Origin of the sequence: Actinoallomurus sp. NBC_01490 (assembly GCF_036227085.1) — a bacterium.
GTDB classification, from domain to species: Bacteria; Actinomycetota; Actinomycetes; order Streptosporangiales; family Streptosporangiaceae; genus Actinoallomurus; species Actinoallomurus oryzae.
The window spans coordinates 2,373,002-2,390,333 of sequence record NZ_CP109433.1 but is presented as its reverse complement, the minus strand read 5'-3'; the positions used below and the strand labels follow the sequence as shown (position 1 = coordinate 2,390,333).

The window sequence follows — 17,332 nt, the reverse complement described above, 5'->3', positions numbered from 1 at the left end:
ACCGCGTGGGCGCGTGCAAGGGCTTACGAGTTGTGAGGGTCCCCCTGACCCGGCCAGAACCTGGTGAGGGTGCCCCTCAGCAGGCCGGGGACCCCTTCACAGGCTGGCGCTGGGGTTGAGGCCGGCGCTCAGAAGTTCGGCGATTTCACCCAGATCGAAGGTGGGTACTCCCACGTCGCGCCAGTGCGCGTGGTTGAGCAGGGCGACGGCGAAGGTCGTCGCGGCCGCGGTCCGGCGGCCTTCGGGCACGGCGGGGTCGGGCAGCGCGCCGTCGATGGCCCGGCGTACGAGGCCGATGAGCTTGGCGTTCACCTCGGCGAGCGCACCGCCGACCTCCGGATGGGTGGCCGCCTCGCGGAACAGGATGAGCCGCGCCCCGGACGACCGGGTGTACCAGACGTCGAAGTCGGCGGCCACGTTGCGCAGGGTCGCGGCGACGTCGCCGGGCACCACCTCGGCCTCCAGCGACGCGATCTGCTCGATCGGCACGCGGTCGACGAGGGCCAGCAGGATGTCGATCTTGCGAGCGAAGTAGTGGAAGACCAGCCCCTTGTAGACGCCGGCGCGTTCGGCGATGCGCGACGTGGGCGTGGCGTCGTACCCCTCCTCGGCGAAGAGCCCCTCGGCCGCGTCCAGGATGCGCGCGCGGCTGTCCTCGGCCGAGCGGACGCGTGACGTGCCGGGCATCGCGGACTCCTCCGGTGAGATACGGCGAGGGGCCGGGCTGCCTGCCCGGCCCCTCGTCAGCGTACGTGTGTCGGTGGGGGATCAGTGGGTAACGGCGCGGCGGTGCGTCAGGTCGCCGGTGACACCGACGCTGAGGCCGGCCAGCACGGCGATGACACCGACGATCCAGGAGGTCCACGCGGCACCGCTGTGCCCGGTGTAGGTGATCACCCAGGGCGCGATGAAGAGCAGGACACCCCAGAGCGCGATCAGCCACTCCGTCACGGCACCGGCCGCGCGGGCGAGGGAGACGAGGCTCGTGATGACGAGCAGCGCGCCCAGAACGATCAGCGAGGCGACGGCACCGCCTTCATGCGTGGTGTCGACCCAGATCGGAGACAGAGCCGCGTACAGACCCGCGACCAACGCCACCCAGTCCTGCCATCGAGTCCAGGCTTTCATGAATGCCACCTCCGTCTCTTTTGACTGGCCGGACGGTCAATCACCCATCCATAACTGGCCGCCCGGTCAATCAATTCCACCGAAGACGATGTGATTTATGTCACATTCCACTGGGCGGCACCGGTGCGCCGAGGCTCAGACGAGCCGGGCGTACAGCTCCCGGGTGCGCTCGGCGATCCGCGGCCAGGAGAAGTGCTCGACCGCCCGGCGGCGGCCCGCCCGGCCCATCGCGGCGCGGTCCGGGGAGGCGATCAACGCGTTGACCCGCTCGGCCAGGTCGGTGACGAAACGCTCCGGGTCGACCGGCAGGCCCGTACCGTCGGCGACCTGCTCGATCGGCACCAGTAGCCCGGTCTCCCCAGCGGCGACGACCTCGGGGATGCCGCCCGTCGCGGTGGCCACGACCGGCGCCTCGCAGGCCATCGCCTCCAGGTTCACGATGCCCATCGGCTCGTAGATCGACGGGCAGACGAACACGCTCGCGTGGCTGAGCAGCTGGACGACCTGCGGGCGAGGCAGCATCTTCGCGATCCACACGACGCCTTGTCGTTCGCGGCGGAGGCCATCGATGAGCGCGTCGACCTCGGCGGCGATCTCAGGGGTGTCCGGCGCACCGGCGCAGAGCACGAGCTGCACCGACGGGTCGAAGGACCGGGCCGCCCGCAGCAGGTACGGCAGCCCCTTCTGCCGGGTGATCCGGCCCACGAACACCACCGAGGGCCGACCGGGGTCCACGCCGAACCGCTTCAGGACGTCCGTACCGTGATCGGGCGCGTACTGCACCGTGTCGATCCCGTTGTGCAGCACGGTGACCCGCTCGGGGTCGAGCTCGGGGTAGCAGGCGAGCACGTCGCGGCGCATGCCCTCCGAGACCGCGACGACCGCGTCGGCGGCGAGGATGGCGGTGCGCTCGGCCCACGAGGAGATCGCGTAGCCGCCGCCGAGCTGCTCGGCCTTCCACGGCCGCAACGGCTCCAGGCTGTGCGTCGTGACGACGTGCGGGACGCCGTGCAGCAGCTTGGCGAGATGCCCCGCGAGGTTCGCGTACCAGGTGTGGCTGTGGACGAGGTCCGCCCCGGCACAGGCGGCGGCCATCTCCAGATCGACGCCCAGCACCTGGAGCGCGGCGTTGGCCGACTCCAGGCCGCCGGGAACGCGGTGGCTGGAGACACCCGGCTCGTCGCGCTCGGCGCCGAAGGCGTGCACCCGGACGTCGCAGAGCGCGCGCAGCTCCCGCGCGAGGTACTCCACGTGCACCCCCGCGCCGCCGTAGACCTCCGGCGGGTACTCACGGCTGAGCAGATCGACGCGCATGCTCAGTAGCGTAAAGCGAAAGATCCCATTTCGTCTGTTCCGGGGGTGACCTGGGCGGTTATCGTCATCCCATGGCGACGCCTCAGGTCCTGTCCATGGTGCTGGCAGGTGGCGAGGGCAAGCGGCTCTTGCCGCTGACGGCCGACCGGGCCAAACCGGCGGTGCCCTTCGGCGGCATGTACCGACTCATCGACTTCGTGCTGTCGAACCTGGCCAACGCCGGATTTCTGCGGATCGTGGTGCTGACGCAGTACAAGAGCCACAGCCTCGACCGGCACATCTCCCGCACGTGGCGGATGTCGACCCTGCTGGGCAACTACGTCACCCCGGTGCCGGCGCAGCAGCGGCTGGGCCCGCGCTGGTTCGCCGGCTCGGCCGACGCGATCCTGCAGAACCTCAACCTCATCGAGGACGACTGCCCCGACCACGTCGTGGTGTTCGGCGCCGACCACATCTACCGCATGGACCCACGGCAGATGGTGGACCAGCACATCGCGTCCGGCGCGGGCGTCACGATCGCGGCGATCCGCCAGCCGCTGTCGCTGGCGGACCAGTTCGGTGTCATCGAGACCGCCCCTGACGGGCGAAGAGTCGCGGCGTTCCTGGAGAAACCGAAGGACGCCGCCGGCCTGCCCGACGCGCCCGACCAGATCTACGCCTCCATGGGCAACTACGTCTTCGACACGCGCGTGCTCATCGACATCGTCAAGCAGGACGCGCTGGACACCGTGAGCCGCCATGACGTGGGCGGAGACATCATCCCCAAGCTTGTCCAGGCCGGGCAGGCGGAGGTGTACGACTTCGCCGACAACCAGGTGCCGGGGGCCACCGACCGCGACCGCGGCTACTGGCGCGACGTCGGCACGCTGGACGCCTTCTACGAGGCGCACATGGACCTGATCTCGGTGCATCCGATCTTCAATCTCTACAACCGGAAGTGGCCGATCTACACGGGCCACGACCCGCTGCCGCCGGCCAAGTTCGTCTTCAACGAGGAGGGACGGCGCGGGTACGCGGTCGACTCGATGGTCTCCCCCGGCGCCATCCTGTCCGGCGGCACAGCCGAGCGGTCGATCCTGTCGCCGGACGTCCACCTGGACTCCGGCGCGTCGGTGTGCGACTCGGTCCTGATGGACGGTGTACGGGTCGGGCGCGGCGCCGTCGTACGGCACGCCATCATCGACAAGAACGTGCACGTGCCGGACGGCGCGCGGATCGGCGTGGACCTGGAGGAGGACCAGGAGCGCTTCACCGTCACGCCGAGCGGCGTCCGCGTGATCGAGAAGAACCAGATCATTCCGGGCTGACGCCGGCGGAACGCTCAGGACCGGTGGACGGTGTAGGCGAGGTGCGTCACGCCGTGTCCCTCGATGACCGCCGGGCCCTCCAGCCGGACCGGCGCCGTCGTGAGGTTCTCGAACCACCGGACGCCGGTGCCGAGCAGCACGGGCACCAGGTCGACGTGGATCGCGTCGAGCAGCCCCGCGTCGAGGCACTGCTGGGCGATCTTCGCGCTGGCGACCACGACGTTCTTGTCGCCCGCGGCCTCGCGGGCGAGCTTCACCGCCGCCTCCACCGAGCCGGCGAAGGCGAAGGTCTCCGGGCGGTCGGCCGGCGGCTCGTGGGTGACCACGACGACCGGCACGCCCAGTGGATGGGTGCCACCCCACCCGTGCGTGATGTCGAACAGGTGCCGGCCCGCGACCAGCGCGCCGACGCCCGCCATCGACTCGCGCATGTACGCCGCGCTCGCCTCGGACATGCGGAACGTCGCCCACTCCACGGCGGTGGGCACCTCCACCTCGCCGTTGCCCATCCAGCCGAACAGCTGGTCGATCCCGTCGGCCGGGTCGGCGATGAAGCCGTCCAGCGACATCGACATGTTGGCGATGACCTTGCCCATTTCGGATCTCCTTCTCGTTCTTCGGTGACGAGATCCAGGCTGGCCGAGCGCGCGGTGCGGAACATCGGCCACCTGGCCGATACCGGGATCGCCCCTGGGCGAGAGACCGGCTGGCAGACTGTGGCGCGATGTCCGCGATCCGACACGATCTCCCGGTTCCGCCGACGACCTTCGTCGGCCGCGAACCGGAGTTGCGCGCCCTCGCCGCCGCGCTGGGCGACGCGCGGCTGGTCACCATCGCCGGTCCCGGCGGCTGCGGAAAGACCCGGCTGGCGATCGAGGCGGCGTCGGCGGAGGCCGCACACCGGCGGGACGGCGTCTGCTGGGCCGACCTGACGACCACCGGCGACGCCTTCGTCGTCGCCGAGCTGGTCGCGACGGCCGCCGGGGTCCTCCCCGCGCCGGACCGGGACACGATCCCCTCGCTGGCCCGGCAGCTCGGCGACCGCCGGATGCTCGTGTGCCTGGACAACTGCGAACACGTCGTCGAGGCCGCCGCGGAGCTGGCCGCCGAGCTGACGCGTGCCTGCCCCGGCGTGACGGTGCTGGCCACGAGCCGCGAACCGCTCCGCGTGCCGGGCGAGGTCGTCTGGCGCGTTCCGCCGCTCGGCGCCGAGGACGCCGTCGCCCTCTTCGAGGAGCGCTCGGGCCCGACGCCGGCGCCGGACCGGGACGCCGTGCGTACGGCGTGCGCCCGGCTCGACGGCATCCCGCTCGCCATCGAGCTCGCCGCCGCCTGGTCGGGAACTCTCTCGGCGCGGGAGATCCTTCAGGGCCTGGACGACCGGTTCTCCCTCCTCGTACGGGGCCCGCGCGGGGTCGCGGCGCGGCACCAGACGCTCGCGGCGTCGATGGCGTGGAGCCACGACCAGCTGGCAGAGGACGACCAGGTCCTGTTCCGCCGGCTCGGCGCCTTCCACGGGGGTTTCACGCTCGAGGCGGCCCGCGGGGTCTGCGCGTTCGGCCCGCTCGACCGGATGGCGGTGCTGGCCGGCCTGGGGCGGCTCGTGGACAAGTCGCTGGTCGTCGCGGACACGCACCGCAGCGTCGCGCGGTACCACCTGCTCGAGACGGTCCGCGAGTACGCCGTGGCGCGGCTGGCGGCCTCCGCCGAGGCCGGCCGGGTCCGCGACCGGCACCTCGACACGTACCTGGCGCTGACGGACGACGCCCGTCCCCTGCTGGCCCGCGACAAGGACGCCTGGCGTGCCGCGGTCGGCGCCGAACACGAGAACCTGTGCGCCGCCGCCACCTGGGGCCTGTCCCGGGACGATCCCGGACGCGGACGCCGGCTCCTGGCGGGCCTGCCCTGGCTGTGGCACCTGACCACGCGAGGTCACGAGGGGCTGGAGTTGCTGCGCCGGGCCGTCGCCCGCACACCGGATGACCGCACCGCGCTCCAGGCCCGGCTGCTGACCGGCCTGGCGCTGGTCGCCGACACGACCCACCCGGCGGGACCGGACCACGACGCGGCACAGGCCGCGCTGGAGATCGCGGTGGAGGCCGGTGACGTGGCGACCGCCTGCCTCGCCCGGCTCCTGCGGGCCGTCGCCCTGTTCTCCACGGACTTCGACACCGCCTGGTCGCTGGCGGAGACGGCGCGGGTCGAGGCGCGTGCGGCCGGTGAGGAGTTCGTCGCCGACGGGGCGACCGCCCTCATGGGGATGATCCGGCACCTGCGCGACGAGCATGACGAGGCCGAGGAGCTCTTCCGGAGCGCGACCGAGGGCCTGCTGCGGCGCGGAGACCGCGGCGTCGCCTCGACGGCGCTCGGGTTCTGGGCCTGCGGGGCGCTCTACACGGGTGACGTCGTACGGGCACGCGCGCTCGCGACCGAGGCCGTGGAGACGGCCCGCCCGCTCGCCGACCACCATCGCGTCGGGTCGGCCGCCGGTGTGCTGGCCACCGTGGAGACGGCGGCCGGACGGCTCGACGAGGCGCGTGCGATCCTCGCCCCGCTGGTCCGGCTGGTGGAGGGCGCCGAGCGTCCGCCGTTCGTGCCCGGTCTGGCGCGTGCCATGGGCGAGCTCGAACTGCGGTCCGGCCGGCCGCGCGAGGCGGTCGCCTGGTTCGCGTCGGAGACGAGCTGGCTCGGTGAGGGCCACGAGGCCGCGCTGTCCCCGCAGACCCTGACCGGGCTCGCCGCCGCGTTCCACGCCGCCGGGGACGACGCCGCCGCGGCGTCGGCGTGCGAACGCGCCCTCGCCGTCGCCCGTGCGGTCGGCATGCCCCGGGTGGCCGCCGACGCGCTCGAACAGCGGGCCCGCCTCGCCGGCCCGGCCGACGCGGAGAGACTGCACCACGAGGCCCTGGCCCTGCGCGCGGAACACGGCCTGTGGCTCGCCTGCGTCGGCGGCCTCGACGCGCTCGCCCGGATCGCGGCCGAGGCGGGGGCGCACACCGAGGCGACCCGGCTGTTCGCCGCCTGCGACCGCGCGCGTACGGACATGGGCGTCGGCCCCGTACCCGCCGACCCCGGCCCACGCGCCGCGCTGGGCGAGACCGCGTACGCCGCCGCGTGGGCCGAGGGGAGTGCACTCGACGTACGCGCGGCGGTGGAGTGGGCTCGCCGCGCCCGCGGCCCGCGCCGCCGCCCGTCGAGCGGCTGGGCCGGACTCACCCCGGCCGAGCGCAGCGTCGTACGGCTCGCCGCCGAGGGCCTCAGCAACCCCGACATCGGGGCCCGGCTGTTCATGAGCCGCAGTACCGTCAAGACCCACCTCTCCCACGTCTACGCCAAGCTCGGCGTCACGAACCGCACCGAACTCGCCGCCTTGGCGATACCGCACCTCACGAACGACTGACCACATACTCGTTGCACCACCTGACCACCCACAGTTGAACGCCGGCGGCCGGCCACGCGAGGCAGAGGGGACCAGGCGCGTTGAAGGCATCAGATGTCCCGCGAGCGGTGGCCGCGGCCGTTGGCACGGCCACCGCGCTCGGCCTGAGCGTCGATGACGCGGTCGTCCTGCACGACTCGAACCGGATCGCCGTGCGCCTGCGGCCTTGTGGCGTTCTCGCCCGGGTCGCGTATGTCGCACGTCGGGCAGATGCCGAGTTCGAGGTCGAGCTCGCTCGGCGACTCGCCGAAACGGACAGCCCGGTGGCCGGCCTCGAGCCTCGGGTCGAGCCCCGCGCGTACGTGCGTGACGGCTTCGTGGTCACGCTGTGGACGTACTACGAGCCTGTGCCATCACCCGGCCTCGCGCCCGCCGAGTACGCGCGGGCGCTCGTGCGGCTGCATGCCGGCATGCGGCGGATCGACGTTCCCGCGCCGCACTTCACCGATCGAGTCGCGCAGGCGCAGCGGCTGGTCGGCGACCGCGCGCGTACCCCGGAGCTCGGTGAGGCGGAGCGCGGACTGCTCGGCGACACGCTGACGCGCCTGAGCCGCGAGATCGGCGACCGCGGCGCCGATGAGCAGCTGTTGCACGGTGAGCCGCATCCAGGCAACGTGCTCCGGACGGAGACCGGGCAGCTGTTCATCGACCTGGAGACATGCTGCCGCGGACCGGTCGAGTTCGACCTCGCCCATGCGCCCGAGCAGGTCGACGAGCACTATCGAGCCGCCGATCCGGACCTGCTTCGCCGGTGCCGGATCCTCACGCTCGCGATAGCCACGACATGGCGTTGGGATCGAGACGACCAACTCCCGAACGGACGCCGGCTGGGCACACAGTGGCTCGACCGGATCCGGGCGGCACTCGGTCACTACTGACGCGATGTCGTTCAGCGCGGGCGTCCGGGCGCTTCGCCGTGCACCGGGGCGTACCGGTCGAAGGTGCATTCGAGCAGGCCCTCGCCGCGGGTCAGGCCCGGCAGCCGGCGTTCCAGCTCGTGTACCCGCGCCGCCGGGATCTCGCCCTCGACCGTACGGACCGTGCCGTGGACCTCGGTGGTGCGCGGTACGGCGCGCAGCCGCCCGAGCACGGGCGCCAGCCCGCCGTACGTGTCCTCGGGCACCTCCAGATGGAAGCGCTGCAACGGCTCGCAGACGACCGTGCCCGCCCTCCTGAGCGCCGCCCTCAGCACTCTCGGGGTCAGGCCGCGGAAGTCGGCGGCGGTGCTGACCGGCGGGAAGTAGCCCGCTCGTGTCATGGTGACGGTGCAGTCCGTGACCTGCCAGCCGCGCGGCCCCCGGCGCAGCGTCGCGTGCGTGGTCTCCTCGACCGCGGCGAAGAAGGCGTACGGCAGGCAGCCGAGCTCGACCTCCAGCCGGAAGCGCGTGCCGGAGCCCGCCGGGGCCGGGTCGACGCGCAGGCCGATCGTGGCGAGGAACGGGTTGCCGTCCTTCTGCCCGACCTCCACCGCCTCTCCGGTGCCCGCGGGCCGCTCGACGTGAAGCGTCGTGGTCTCACGGAACTCCACGTCGAGACCGAAGTCGTCGGCGAGGGTCGCCTGGATGACCTCCTTCTGCACCTCCCCGTACAGCGACACGGAGATCTCCTGGCCGAGGTCGTCCTGCCGGAGGCCGATCAGCGGGTCCTGCTCGGCGAGTTCGGTGAGCGCGGCGTGGAGCGCGCCCCTGTCGGACCGGCGGCGCGGCACGACCACCGTCTCCAGCGTCGGGGGCGCGAAGTGGCCGGTCGCGTCGCCCGACGGCGGTTCGCCCAGCGAGTCGCCGATCCGGACGCCGCCGAGCCCCCGCAGCCGGACGATGTCACCCGGGCCGGCGCGGCCGCGCGGCACCGCCGCGCCGCCGTCGAACACGCTGATCCCGGTGACCTTCGCCTCCCCCGCGTCACCGAACCGCAGCGCGTCCCGCACCCGTACGGTGCCGGAGAACAGGCGCGCGCAGGCGACCTTCTCCCCCGCCGCCCCGCGCTCGATCTTGAAGACCGTGCCCGAGACCGGGCCGTCCGCGTCGTCGCCGGCCCGGGGCAGCAGTTCACGGATGCCGGCGGTGAGCGCGTCCAGACCCGTACCCGTGATCGCCGAGCCGAAGAACACCGGATGCGCCCGCCCCTGCCGTACCTGGGCGGCGAGCGCGTCGCGGAGACGAGGGTAGGTGAGCGCGTCCTCGACGTACGCGGTGAGCAGGTCGTCGTCGTGTCGGGTGAGCAGGTCGGCGAGGGCCGCGCGGAAGTCCTCGTCGCCCGGACCGTACGGGGTGAAGGCCGCGTCGCGCGTGCCGAGTCCGCGGACCGCGCCCATCGCCACGACCGCGGGCGTCAGCCTCTCGGCCAGCGCCCGCAGCAGGCCGTCGGACCGCGCGCCCCGGCGGTCGATCTTGTTCGCGAAGATGAGCGTGGGAATGCGCAGGCGGCGCAGCGTACGCATGAGGATGCGGGTCTGCGCCTGTACGCCCTCGACGGCGGAGACCACCAGCACGGCCCCGTCGAGCACGCCGAGCACCCGCTCCACCTCGGCGATGAAGTCCGGGTGGCCGGGGGTATCGATCAGGTTGACCGTGACGTCGCCGAGGCGGAACGACACCACGGCGGACTTGATCGTGATGCCGCGCCGGCGTTCGAGCGCCGACGAGTCGGTCTGGGTGTTGCCGTCATCGACGCTGCCGACCGCGTCGATGACACCGGCGGCGTAGAGGAGCCGCTCGGTCAGGCTGGTCTTACCGGCGTCGACATGGGCGAGAATCCCGAGGTTGAGCGTTGTCACCGAGCGTCATGTCCTTGAGGTAGGCGAGAACTCCCTTGCGTGGGGACATGGACGCCTGGCGCATTGCTCTCTCCGTCGGTCGGCTCCTTGGTCGGCGCGATTACAGCAGGTGACCGCTCCGCGGGGCAACGGGATTTACCCGGCCCCGCCGGCCGCCGGGTGGCCGGGTGACGCACCCGGCGCCGAGCGGGACGGTCGCGTCAGACGCGTTCGAGGACCACGACGGGGATCTCCCGCTCGGTCTTCTTCTGGTAGTCGTCGTAGGCGGGCCAGGTCTCGGCCATGGCCTCCCACAGCGCGGGCTTCTCCTCCGGCGTGGCCGTACGGGCCCGTGCGACGAATTTCTCGCCCCACACCTGGACCTCGACCTCCGGGTCGGCCTGCAGGTTGGCGTACCACAGCGGCGGCTCGTCGGCCCCGCCGTTGGAGGCGATCACCGTGTAGGTATCGCCGTCCTTCTTGCGGTAGATCAGGGGACTCGTGCGCTTCTGCCCGCTCTTACGGCCGACCGTCGTGAGGAGCAGGACCGTCGTACCCTGCCAGTCGTGCCCCTCGGCGCCATCGGTCTCCTGGTAGCGCTCGACGTGCTCCCGGCCGAACAGCATGTGCCTCACCTCATCTGATCGGGATCTTCGCTCGGGCACAACCAATGAGCCTCCGCGATCCTTCCCCCGGGCCCCGTCGCCGGCAGGGCCTTCCGTGATCGATACTGGCTGGGTGAGTGGCGATGAGACCGGGCCGGTCCAGCTGGTCGAGGAGTACGGACCCGAGTGGTCTCCGGGCGTGTTCGAACGCGGCACCGACGGTCCCCTGTTGATCCTCGCCGGCGTGGACGGCTCACCGACGGCCATGCGGGCCAGTTCGTACGCCGCCGGGCTCGCCCGCCGCCAGCGCTCCCGCCTGGTGTTCGTGTACGTCGCGGCGCCGTCGCTGTGGACCGGGATGTCGACCGGACCGGCGGTCGCCGCGCAGGAACAGCTGTTCGGAGAGCTGATCGACGATCTGCGCACCCAGATCCGCGAACGCGCGGACGAGATCGGCGTGCCGATCACCTTCGTCGTCCGGCGCGGCGACGCGTTCGTCGAACTGCGCGACGCGGCGACCGAACTCCACGCCGACATGGTGGTCGTCGGCGCGTCCGAGCAGGCGGGCCACCGGCTCATCGGCTCGGTCGCCTCCCGCCTGGTCCGCGCGGGCCGCTGGCCGGTGACCGTCGTCCCCTAGATATAGCTAGTGCTGTGACCGCATAAGTTCGCGGGGTTGCTGTTGATATGAAGTGCTCGATGAGGCGGATGTGCCGGTGTGCCTCAGCGGTAGTCGGCCAGGCCGTCCGCGAGTTCTTCTTCGTCGCCGTCGCGGATTGCGTAGAGGGCCTGCTGCAGGGCGAATGTGCCGCGGATCGCGGCGATGCGGGTAAGGAGTCCGTGGTTTGACCAGCTGCCCAGGGCGAGTACCCGTTCCAGGAGCTCAGGGCCGTAGCCGGCACCGATGGCTGCGAGGTCCTCGGCCGGGTCGCCGAGTGTGACATCGTCCCAGTCGAGTACTCCGGAGAGGTGCGGCAGCCCGTGCGTCCACTCCCACAGGACGTTTTCGGCACCGAGGTCGCCATGCACCACTGCTCGGGTGACGTGGGGAAGGCCGTCGAGTGCTGTGAGTTCCCGCTCGGCCCGTAGGCGCCCGCTGTCGGACATGAGCTGGAACAACTCCGCGCGCACGTTCTCCGCGAACAGCCGCCACCGGCCTTCTGGCGCCTGAGGGAGAACTGCTCGTACCCTCTCGTCGGTGCCGGCACGGGCCAGACCGGACAGCAGCATGGCGTACTGCGCCGCCACGGTGTCGACCACTTGGGCATCGTTGATGGCGTCGGTCTCCAGCGGTTCCCCGGGAATGCGGCTGAGTACCAGGAACGGCGCCTCGTCGGTGTCGTGGGCGTCGCCCAGGAGTAGCGGCTCAGGTGTGCGGAAGCCGAGGTCGAGGCCGGCGAGTGCGTGTAGTGCGGCCGCCCGCTGGGGCAACCGGGCGGCCGCTGCCCGGGTGCGAGGCAGGCACACGACGCGGTCTGAGCCAATGACCACGATGTGGAATTGCCCCTGACGTACTGCAAGGTCGTCCGGTTTGTCGTCGGGCAGCAGACGGCCCAGCAGAGCGCGATGTGTCGTACGGATGCTCACGAGCGTGACCTCTGGATCCTTCGGCGCACCGAGCTGGTACTGCCCCGGCACACGATCTGCTGCAGTTTCTGCCCTTCCTGGTCGGTCAGCGCGCATGTTCGCTGGGATGGGCGCGCGGGTGGTGGCCGTAGGCCGCAGAGCGGAGCCGTTGGCGGAAACCGCTGCCGATTATGACGGCATCCATCCGCTGACCGCCGACGTCGCTGCCGAGGGCGCCGCTGAGGAGATCATGCGTGCGGTCATGGAGTCGTATGGTCGGCTGGACGTGCTGGTCAACAATGCGGGGATTGTCGGCGGCGGGACGCTGGGGACGATCAGCCGGGGTCTGATCGGTCCGCAGCTGGCGACCAACCTGGTTGCGCCGGTCATGCTGGCGCGGGCCGCGTTGCCCGCGTTGGAGACCAGCGGCGGGGTGATCGTGAACATCACTACGTCGGCCGGGCAACGGGCCTGGCCGGGCAACGCGGTTTATGCCGCGACGAAATCCGCCCTGGAACTGCTCACCCGCAGTTGGGCGGTGGAGCTGGCCCCTCGCGGGGTTCGAGTGGTCGCGGTGGCCCCTGGAGCGATCGACACTCCGATCGGGAAGCAGCCGGCACACCACGATCGTGAAAGGTCGTCGCGGTGCCGGCGCCTGACGTCCATCTCCCCGACTTGCGCATAACCCGTTGCCCGCTGTCGAGCCCCGTGAGAGCATCAAACATCAACGGCCCGTCTCCTTTTCGCCGTTGCCATGTCCAAGATTTTGAGCAATACAGCCAAGATCTGCGAATGGCAGGTCCAGTTCGATGTACACAAAAGAGCGATCAGAAGCATGCATCGAGGATGCGAGCAACACCTTGGTTGCGCCTTCGACGTTGCAAGACGATTCCTTCATCAGGGAATTCTTCGGGTCCATGATCACGCCAGAGGACCTTGCTTCCGGCGCGCCCGACCTCGCGCAGAAGACCGTTTACCTGTGTGGCGATATATCCGGGATCAGCCGTCGCCGGCTGCGTGCGGCTGCCCGGGTGTTCGTCATCCGGGAGCTGTCACACGGTTACCACGAGGGCGTCGACGAACACTGGGCCCTCATCGACCTCGGTCGAGTTCCCATCCGCGTCCACGGCGTCGGCGTGTACTACCGCCGCTTTTTCGGACTCGACGCCGATCACTTCGGACGGATCCGTGCGGAGCACACGTTCCAGTCCCTGACGGAGTCCACCAAGCCTGGAACAGCCCATCGCAGCGGAATCTATCTGACGCCCGTCACACGAGACGGCGACGAACTGCATTTCCGCCTGCTCCGGTGCTCCACGAATTTCTCGGGGCCGACCGAGAGCTTTCGCCCGACCGACACGCACATCGTCGAGGCTCTGAACCGCGAGGCCGCATCCGTCTTCCGGAACCAGGCACCGCTGAATCACGTCCTCGCTCAGATCTACCACAACACCCCTGCCACGACCGGGCGCAAGCAGTCCAAGGCCAAGATCTCGGCCCATGCCGACAAGACCAAGGACATGCCCGTCAACGGCATCATGGCCTTCTGCACCTTCTATGACCGGCTCGACAAGCTGCAGCCCCTGGCCGAAGACGCCTTCGACTACGGCGTGACGGGTGCCAGCGGACTGACCAGGCTCCACTTCCGCCTCAAGGAGCCGGACGAAGAACGGGACGAGGTCGCGCTCCCCCGGCAGTTCACCCTGACTCTCTATCCCGGCTCCGTCTTCTTCATGCCGCTGTCCACCAACCGCCTGTACACGCACGAGATCCGGCCGTCGGCGTTGGGCGCCGATTTGCTCCCGACGCGCCTGGGATATGTGGTGCGCTGTTCGAGTGCCGAAGCCGTTCACAAGAACGGACACACGTTCCTCAAGATGGCCGAAGATGTGGTGAGGCTAGAGCCGCCCACACCGGCCGGCATGGACGAGCTGCGCAGACTGTACGCCGAGGAGAACAGGACCTCGTCCTTCATTGATTACGGCGACGAAATATTCTTCAGCATGAACACGGGAGATTACGTTGCCCCCCGGATATAGGATCGCGGATGAAGTCCTCTCGTGCGCTCTTCCAATCGAGGGGAATCTCTTCGCGGAGCTATCTGCGTCGACTCGCCTGGAAGACGTAGGAAAAGGCCGGCGAGGCGCCGTGCTCGCCAAGGTCGACGAGGCGGGTGGTGCGCCTCTCGTACGTACTACCACTCGATACGGCAGTCCGACGCAGCGTTTCCGGGCGGTGCACGAGCGGCTGGCGCAACGGATTCAAGAAAGTGCGGCGATTTCGGTCGGCTTCAACAACGCCCTCATGGAGATCTACACGAACGCCTACACGACCATGGGCAGCCATTCCGACCAAGCCCTCGATCTGGCCGACGAGTCGTTCATCGCCGTCTTCTCCTGCTACCAACGTCCCGAAGCGAGCCCGCCGAGGAAGCTGATCTTCGAATCAAAGGGGTCCGCCGGCGAGAAGTTCGAGATCCCCCTCGCCCACAACAGCATCGTCGCGTTCTCTGTCGACTCGAATCGGCGACTCAAGCATAAAATCGTGCTGGAGACGCCCGGCCGGGCGGCGGACAATCAATGGCTGGGCGTAACCTTTCGAACATCGAAGACCCTCGTTCGGTTCCGCGACGGACATGCACACCTCCCCCAAGGGGCGCGCCTCACGCCGGCCGACGATGAGCAGAGGCACGAGTTTTACCGACTACGGCGCCGCGAGAACAATGAAACGGACTTCGTCTACCCCATGCTGACGTACACCATCAGCGAGAGCGATCTGGTGCCGCCCGTCTGACCTTGTCCGGCGTGCCGGGAAGGACGGCCCATACGCACTTGCCGGACGCCGCGACACGACTCCCCCATATCTCCGCGAGGGCCGCGATCAGGTGCATGCCCCGGCCGTGCTCCTCCTCGACGTCGATCGGGAGCACGGTCGGGCGGTGCGGCGACGAGTCCCACATCTCCAGGCGGATCCGTCCGCCGTTCCAGTCGACGGCGACGACGTAATCCGGGCTCGGCGCATGAATGAGGGCATTGTTGAACATCTCGCTGATGAGCTGAACACCGTCATCGACCTGGTGCGACCGTCCCCAGAGGCGAAGCCTCGAGGCGACGAAGTCGCGTGCCACACCGGCCGAGGAGAGAAACGGCGGCAAGCGCCTTTCCTGCCGAAGTGGATTGTCGGAATTCTGGATACTTGGTCCGAATTCTTGCGTTTTGCAGCGCCCCATACCTACCCCCTAGGTTTCTCTAGAGAAAGCCTGGACCCGCCGCGTAAAGCAGCGATAGATTTCGAAGGCTTCGAAGAGAAGGAGGGGCGAAATGACTGATGATCTGGTCGATCCCGAGTCGTCACTATGGGCATGGCTGGCCTACGACGTGCGGTTCTATCGGAAGAAATACAACCTGACGCAACATCAGCTGGGGCAGGTCATCATCAGCAGTGCTTCGAACGTTTCAAACATCGAAGCCGGGCGGCGGAAGCTCACCGACGAGCAGGCCCTGGCCCTCGACGTCCGGTTCGTGACGGGCGGCCACTTCTCCAGACTGCTGCGGTTCGCCCGCCGCGGTCACGACCCGGACTGGTTCAAGCAGTACGCCCACCTCGAAGCCAAGGCCCGGCTGATCAAGACATATCAGGCCATCACCGTGCCCGGTCTTTTCCAGATCCCGGAGTATGCGACCGAGCTGTTCCGAGCTCTGGGCATAGTCGACATCGAGGGCCCGTTGAGCAAGCGCATGGCGCGAGCGGAGGTACTCAAAAGGAGCACCCCACCCCTGTGCTGGGCCATCGTCACGGAGAGCGTCATCGACTGGCCGATCGGCGGGCCAGAGATCATGCGGAAGCAGCTCGCCCACCTCTTGGACCTGTCCACTCAACCCAACGTCAGCCTGAGGGTTGTCCCCCGGGTCGCAGGAGCCCATGCTGGGGTAGATGGATCTTTCTCCCTCATATCGGGCAAAGATGGAGACGTCGCCTACACCGAGTCGCCAGGCGGAGGAAGGCTTGTGGCCTCGTCCGATGAGGTCCGGGAGTATGGCCTCCGGTATGAACGAATCGGCCAAGCGGCATTACCCGCATCGGCGTCCCGAGAGATGATCCAACGAATCATGGAGGCTCTCTGATGGACAAGCAGGCCACCCGCGACGGCTGGCGAAAGAGCACCCGTAGTGGAAGCACTGAATGCGTAGAAGTCAAGGTACTCGAGCAGTCCGCCTGAACCAGCTCGTCCCCAAGTAGCCCCCTCTCCCGAGGGGCCCTCCTTCATCAGCGCAAATGGAGGCTCAGAGGTGAACAGGCTCATCACCCACGACGGCTGGCGGAAGAGCACCCGCAGCGGGGGCAACAACCCGAACTGCGTTGAGGTCAAGGTGATCATCGACGAACAGTCTGGATGAGTTGAGTCACTCCTCAGCGGCCCTTTCTCCTGGCGAGTTCCGCGAGACACGTCTCGTACGCAAATGCGGACATGCTGGTCGGGAGCGGTCCCGGAGGCGGTGCTGTACGTTGCGAGCGGCAGCGTGTCATCGGTTCGGCTTCTGAGGGGTTTTGAGCGTGGTCGTCACCTTCGATACAAGCGGCTTGCAGCGCGTCGACGAGGCGACCTGGTCGCACCCCGCCACCGGGGACTGGATCAATCTCAAACTCAACAACAGCCCGCTGACCGAGCCGGCCTGGCTGGAGAACATCCCGGCCATGCGGCGCAACCTCGCCATCGAGTACGCGCAGATGGGGTGTCTCATCGAGGCCGAACCGGTGGTGCTCGGCGGTGTTCGCGGGGTGGTCCAGGTGGTGAAGGTACCCATCCCGAACGCGCCCAGCGGGCAGGTCTTCCTTGCGAACATCTTCCTGGCCAAGGCCGACCGCCATGTGATGTTCGGCTGCGCCGCCGAGGAACGCGGCATCACCGGAGTGCGCGAGACGACGATCATGGCCAAGCTCGGCCTCATGATGGACGGCTGGGTCATGCCGCATCCCTACGCCCCCGAGTTGAAGGGCGCGCTGCCGTACCACCGCGGCGACGATCCGGCGTGGGACGCGCAGTTCCCCGATCATCCGCTGTCGCGCGTACGGGCGTGGGTGCGATGGGTGTTGGCCACGGCACAGGTCGACCCCGCCTTCGCCGCCCTGCCCGACTTCGTGCCCGGTCCTCCGGCACCGGGCACCGCCTCCGGCCGGTGACCGACCAGGAAGCGACCCCGGCACGCGTACGGGGCTG

20 protein-coding genes are annotated in these 17,332 nt (G+C 69.4%); 11 read left to right on the top strand and 9 right to left on the bottom strand.

Going from position 1 to position 17,332, the window contains the following annotated elements; genetic code table 11:
- Positions 1-96 precede the first annotated feature (96 nt).
- From OG417_RS11835 to glgA, 3 genes are all read right to left on the bottom strand, one after another.
- Complete coding sequence (locus OG417_RS11835) at positions 97-687, bottom strand: TetR/AcrR family transcriptional regulator (protein WP_329254100.1); 591 nt, start codon at positions 685-687, stop codon at positions 97-99.
- 81 nt (positions 688-768) lie between these two features.
- Positions 769-1,128 carry an SPW repeat protein gene (locus OG417_RS11830; protein ID WP_329254097.1) on the bottom strand — a complete coding sequence of 120 codons (360 nt, stop codon included), beginning with the start codon at positions 1,126-1,128 and terminating at the stop codon, positions 769-771.
- A 135-nt stretch (positions 1,129-1,263) separates the two neighbouring features.
- The gene (gene glgA, locus OG417_RS11825; RefSeq protein ID WP_329254094.1) at positions 1,264-2,442 is read right to left on the bottom strand and encodes a glycogen synthase; all 1,179 of its coding nucleotides are present in this window, start codon (positions 2,440-2,442) and stop codon (positions 1,264-1,266) included.
- Positions 2,443-2,513: 71 nt separating this feature from the next.
- Between glgA and glgC the strand changes: the two genes are divergently transcribed.
- Positions 2,514-3,749 carry a glucose-1-phosphate adenylyltransferase gene (gene glgC, locus OG417_RS11820; protein WP_329254091.1) on the top strand — a complete coding sequence of 412 codons (1,236 nt, stop codon included), beginning with the start codon at positions 2,514-2,516 and terminating at the stop codon, positions 3,747-3,749.
- A 14-nt stretch (positions 3,750-3,763) separates the two neighbouring features.
- Here glgC and OG417_RS11815 read toward each other — a convergent pair whose 3' ends face one another.
- Positions 3,764-4,345 carry a dihydrofolate reductase family protein gene (locus tag OG417_RS11815; RefSeq protein ID WP_329254088.1) on the bottom strand — a complete coding sequence of 194 codons (582 nt, stop codon included), beginning with the start codon at positions 4,343-4,345 and terminating at the stop codon, positions 3,764-3,766.
- A 128-nt stretch (positions 4,346-4,473) separates the two neighbouring features.
- Between OG417_RS11815 and OG417_RS11810 the strand changes: the two genes are divergently transcribed.
- Together OG417_RS11810 and OG417_RS11805 are read left to right on the top strand one after the other, a co-directional pair.
- The gene (locus OG417_RS11810) at positions 4,474-7,149 is read left to right on the top strand and encodes a helix-turn-helix transcriptional regulator (protein ID WP_329254085.1); all 2,676 of its coding nucleotides are present in this window, start codon (positions 4,474-4,476) and stop codon (positions 7,147-7,149) included.
- Between the two features lie 80 nt (positions 7,150-7,229).
- The gene (locus OG417_RS11805; RefSeq protein ID WP_329254083.1) at positions 7,230-8,066 is read left to right on the top strand and encodes an aminoglycoside phosphotransferase family protein; all 837 of its coding nucleotides are present in this window, start codon (positions 7,230-7,232) and stop codon (positions 8,064-8,066) included.
- Positions 8,067-8,077: 11 nt separating this feature from the next.
- Here the strand turns inward: OG417_RS11805 and OG417_RS11800 are convergent, their stop codons facing one another.
- Both OG417_RS11800 and OG417_RS11795 read right to left on the bottom strand, forming a co-directional pair.
- Positions 8,078-9,964: a translation factor GTPase family protein gene (locus tag OG417_RS11800; protein WP_329254079.1), complete on the bottom strand. Its 1,887-nt coding sequence runs from the start codon at positions 9,962-9,964 to the stop codon at positions 8,078-8,080.
- A gap of 200 nt (positions 9,965-10,164) precedes the next feature.
- The gene (locus tag OG417_RS11795) at positions 10,165-10,569 is read right to left on the bottom strand and encodes a nitroreductase family deazaflavin-dependent oxidoreductase (RefSeq protein ID WP_329254076.1); all 405 of its coding nucleotides are present in this window, start codon (positions 10,567-10,569) and stop codon (positions 10,165-10,167) included.
- A 112-nt stretch (positions 10,570-10,681) separates the two neighbouring features.
- On the opposite strand from OG417_RS11795, the gene OG417_RS11790 reads away from it, so the two are divergent.
- Entirely contained in the window at positions 10,682-11,188 is a 507-nt protein-coding gene (locus OG417_RS11790) for a universal stress protein (protein WP_329254073.1), read from the top strand.
- Positions 11,189-11,271: 83 nt separating this feature from the next.
- Here the strand turns inward: OG417_RS11790 and vph are convergent, their stop codons facing one another.
- Positions 11,272-12,135, bottom strand: a complete 864-nt coding sequence (vph, locus tag OG417_RS11785) for a viomycin phosphotransferase (protein ID WP_329254070.1) — start codon at positions 12,133-12,135, stop codon at positions 11,272-11,274.
- Between the two features lie 106 nt (positions 12,136-12,241).
- Here vph and OG417_RS11780 point away from each other — a divergent pair, with 106 nt between their 5' ends.
- Positions 12,242-12,799: an SDR family NAD(P)-dependent oxidoreductase gene (locus tag OG417_RS11780; RefSeq protein WP_442875676.1), complete on the top strand. Its 558-nt coding sequence runs from the start codon at positions 12,242-12,244 to the stop codon at positions 12,797-12,799.
- Positions 12,800-12,838: 39 nt separating this feature from the next.
- Here the strand turns inward: OG417_RS11780 and OG417_RS11775 are convergent, their stop codons facing one another.
- Positions 12,839-13,039, bottom strand: coding sequence for a hypothetical protein (locus OG417_RS11775; RefSeq protein WP_329254064.1), 201 nt, complete (start codon positions 13,037-13,039; stop codon positions 12,839-12,841).
- Here OG417_RS11775 and OG417_RS11770 point away from each other — a divergent pair.
- Both OG417_RS11770 and OG417_RS11765 read left to right on the top strand, forming a co-directional pair.
- Positions 13,032-14,153: a hypothetical protein gene (locus OG417_RS11770; RefSeq protein WP_329254061.1), complete on the top strand. Its 1,122-nt coding sequence runs from the start codon at positions 13,032-13,034 to the stop codon at positions 14,151-14,153. The two genes, OG417_RS11775 and OG417_RS11770, sit on opposite strands and share 8 nt — an antisense overlap.
- 109 nt (positions 14,154-14,262) lie before the next feature.
- Complete coding sequence (locus OG417_RS11765) at positions 14,263-14,907, top strand: hypothetical protein (protein WP_329254058.1); 645 nt, start codon at positions 14,263-14,265, stop codon at positions 14,905-14,907.
- Here OG417_RS11765 and OG417_RS11760 read toward each other — a convergent pair.
- A complete protein-coding gene (locus OG417_RS11760) occupies positions 14,876-15,268 on the bottom strand; it encodes an ATP-binding protein (RefSeq protein ID WP_329254055.1) in 393 nt (130 codons plus the stop codon). The two genes, OG417_RS11765 and OG417_RS11760, sit on opposite strands and share 32 nt — an antisense overlap.
- Positions 15,269-15,434: 166 nt before the next feature.
- Between OG417_RS11760 and OG417_RS11755 the strand changes: the two genes are divergently transcribed.
- From OG417_RS11755 to OG417_RS11745, 4 genes are all read left to right on the top strand, one after another.
- Positions 15,435-16,238, top strand: coding sequence for a helix-turn-helix domain-containing protein (locus OG417_RS11755; protein WP_329254053.1), 804 nt, complete (start codon positions 15,435-15,437; stop codon positions 16,236-16,238).
- The gene (locus OG417_RS54275; protein WP_442875675.1) at positions 16,238-16,333 is read left to right on the top strand and encodes a DUF397 domain-containing protein; all 96 of its coding nucleotides are present in this window, start codon (positions 16,238-16,240) and stop codon (positions 16,331-16,333) included. The genes OG417_RS11755 and OG417_RS54275 overlap by 1 nt, the downstream gene beginning before the upstream one ends.
- A 70-nt stretch (positions 16,334-16,403) precedes the next feature.
- Positions 16,404-16,511 carry a DUF397 domain-containing protein gene (locus OG417_RS11750; protein ID WP_329254050.1) on the top strand — a complete coding sequence of 36 codons (108 nt, stop codon included), beginning with the start codon at positions 16,404-16,406 and terminating at the stop codon, positions 16,509-16,511.
- Between the two features lie 184 nt (positions 16,512-16,695).
- Positions 16,696-17,295 carry a hypothetical protein gene (locus OG417_RS11745; protein WP_329254047.1) on the top strand — a complete coding sequence of 200 codons (600 nt, stop codon included), beginning with the start codon at positions 16,696-16,698 and terminating at the stop codon, positions 17,293-17,295.
- Positions 17,296-17,332: the final 37 nt, after the last annotated feature.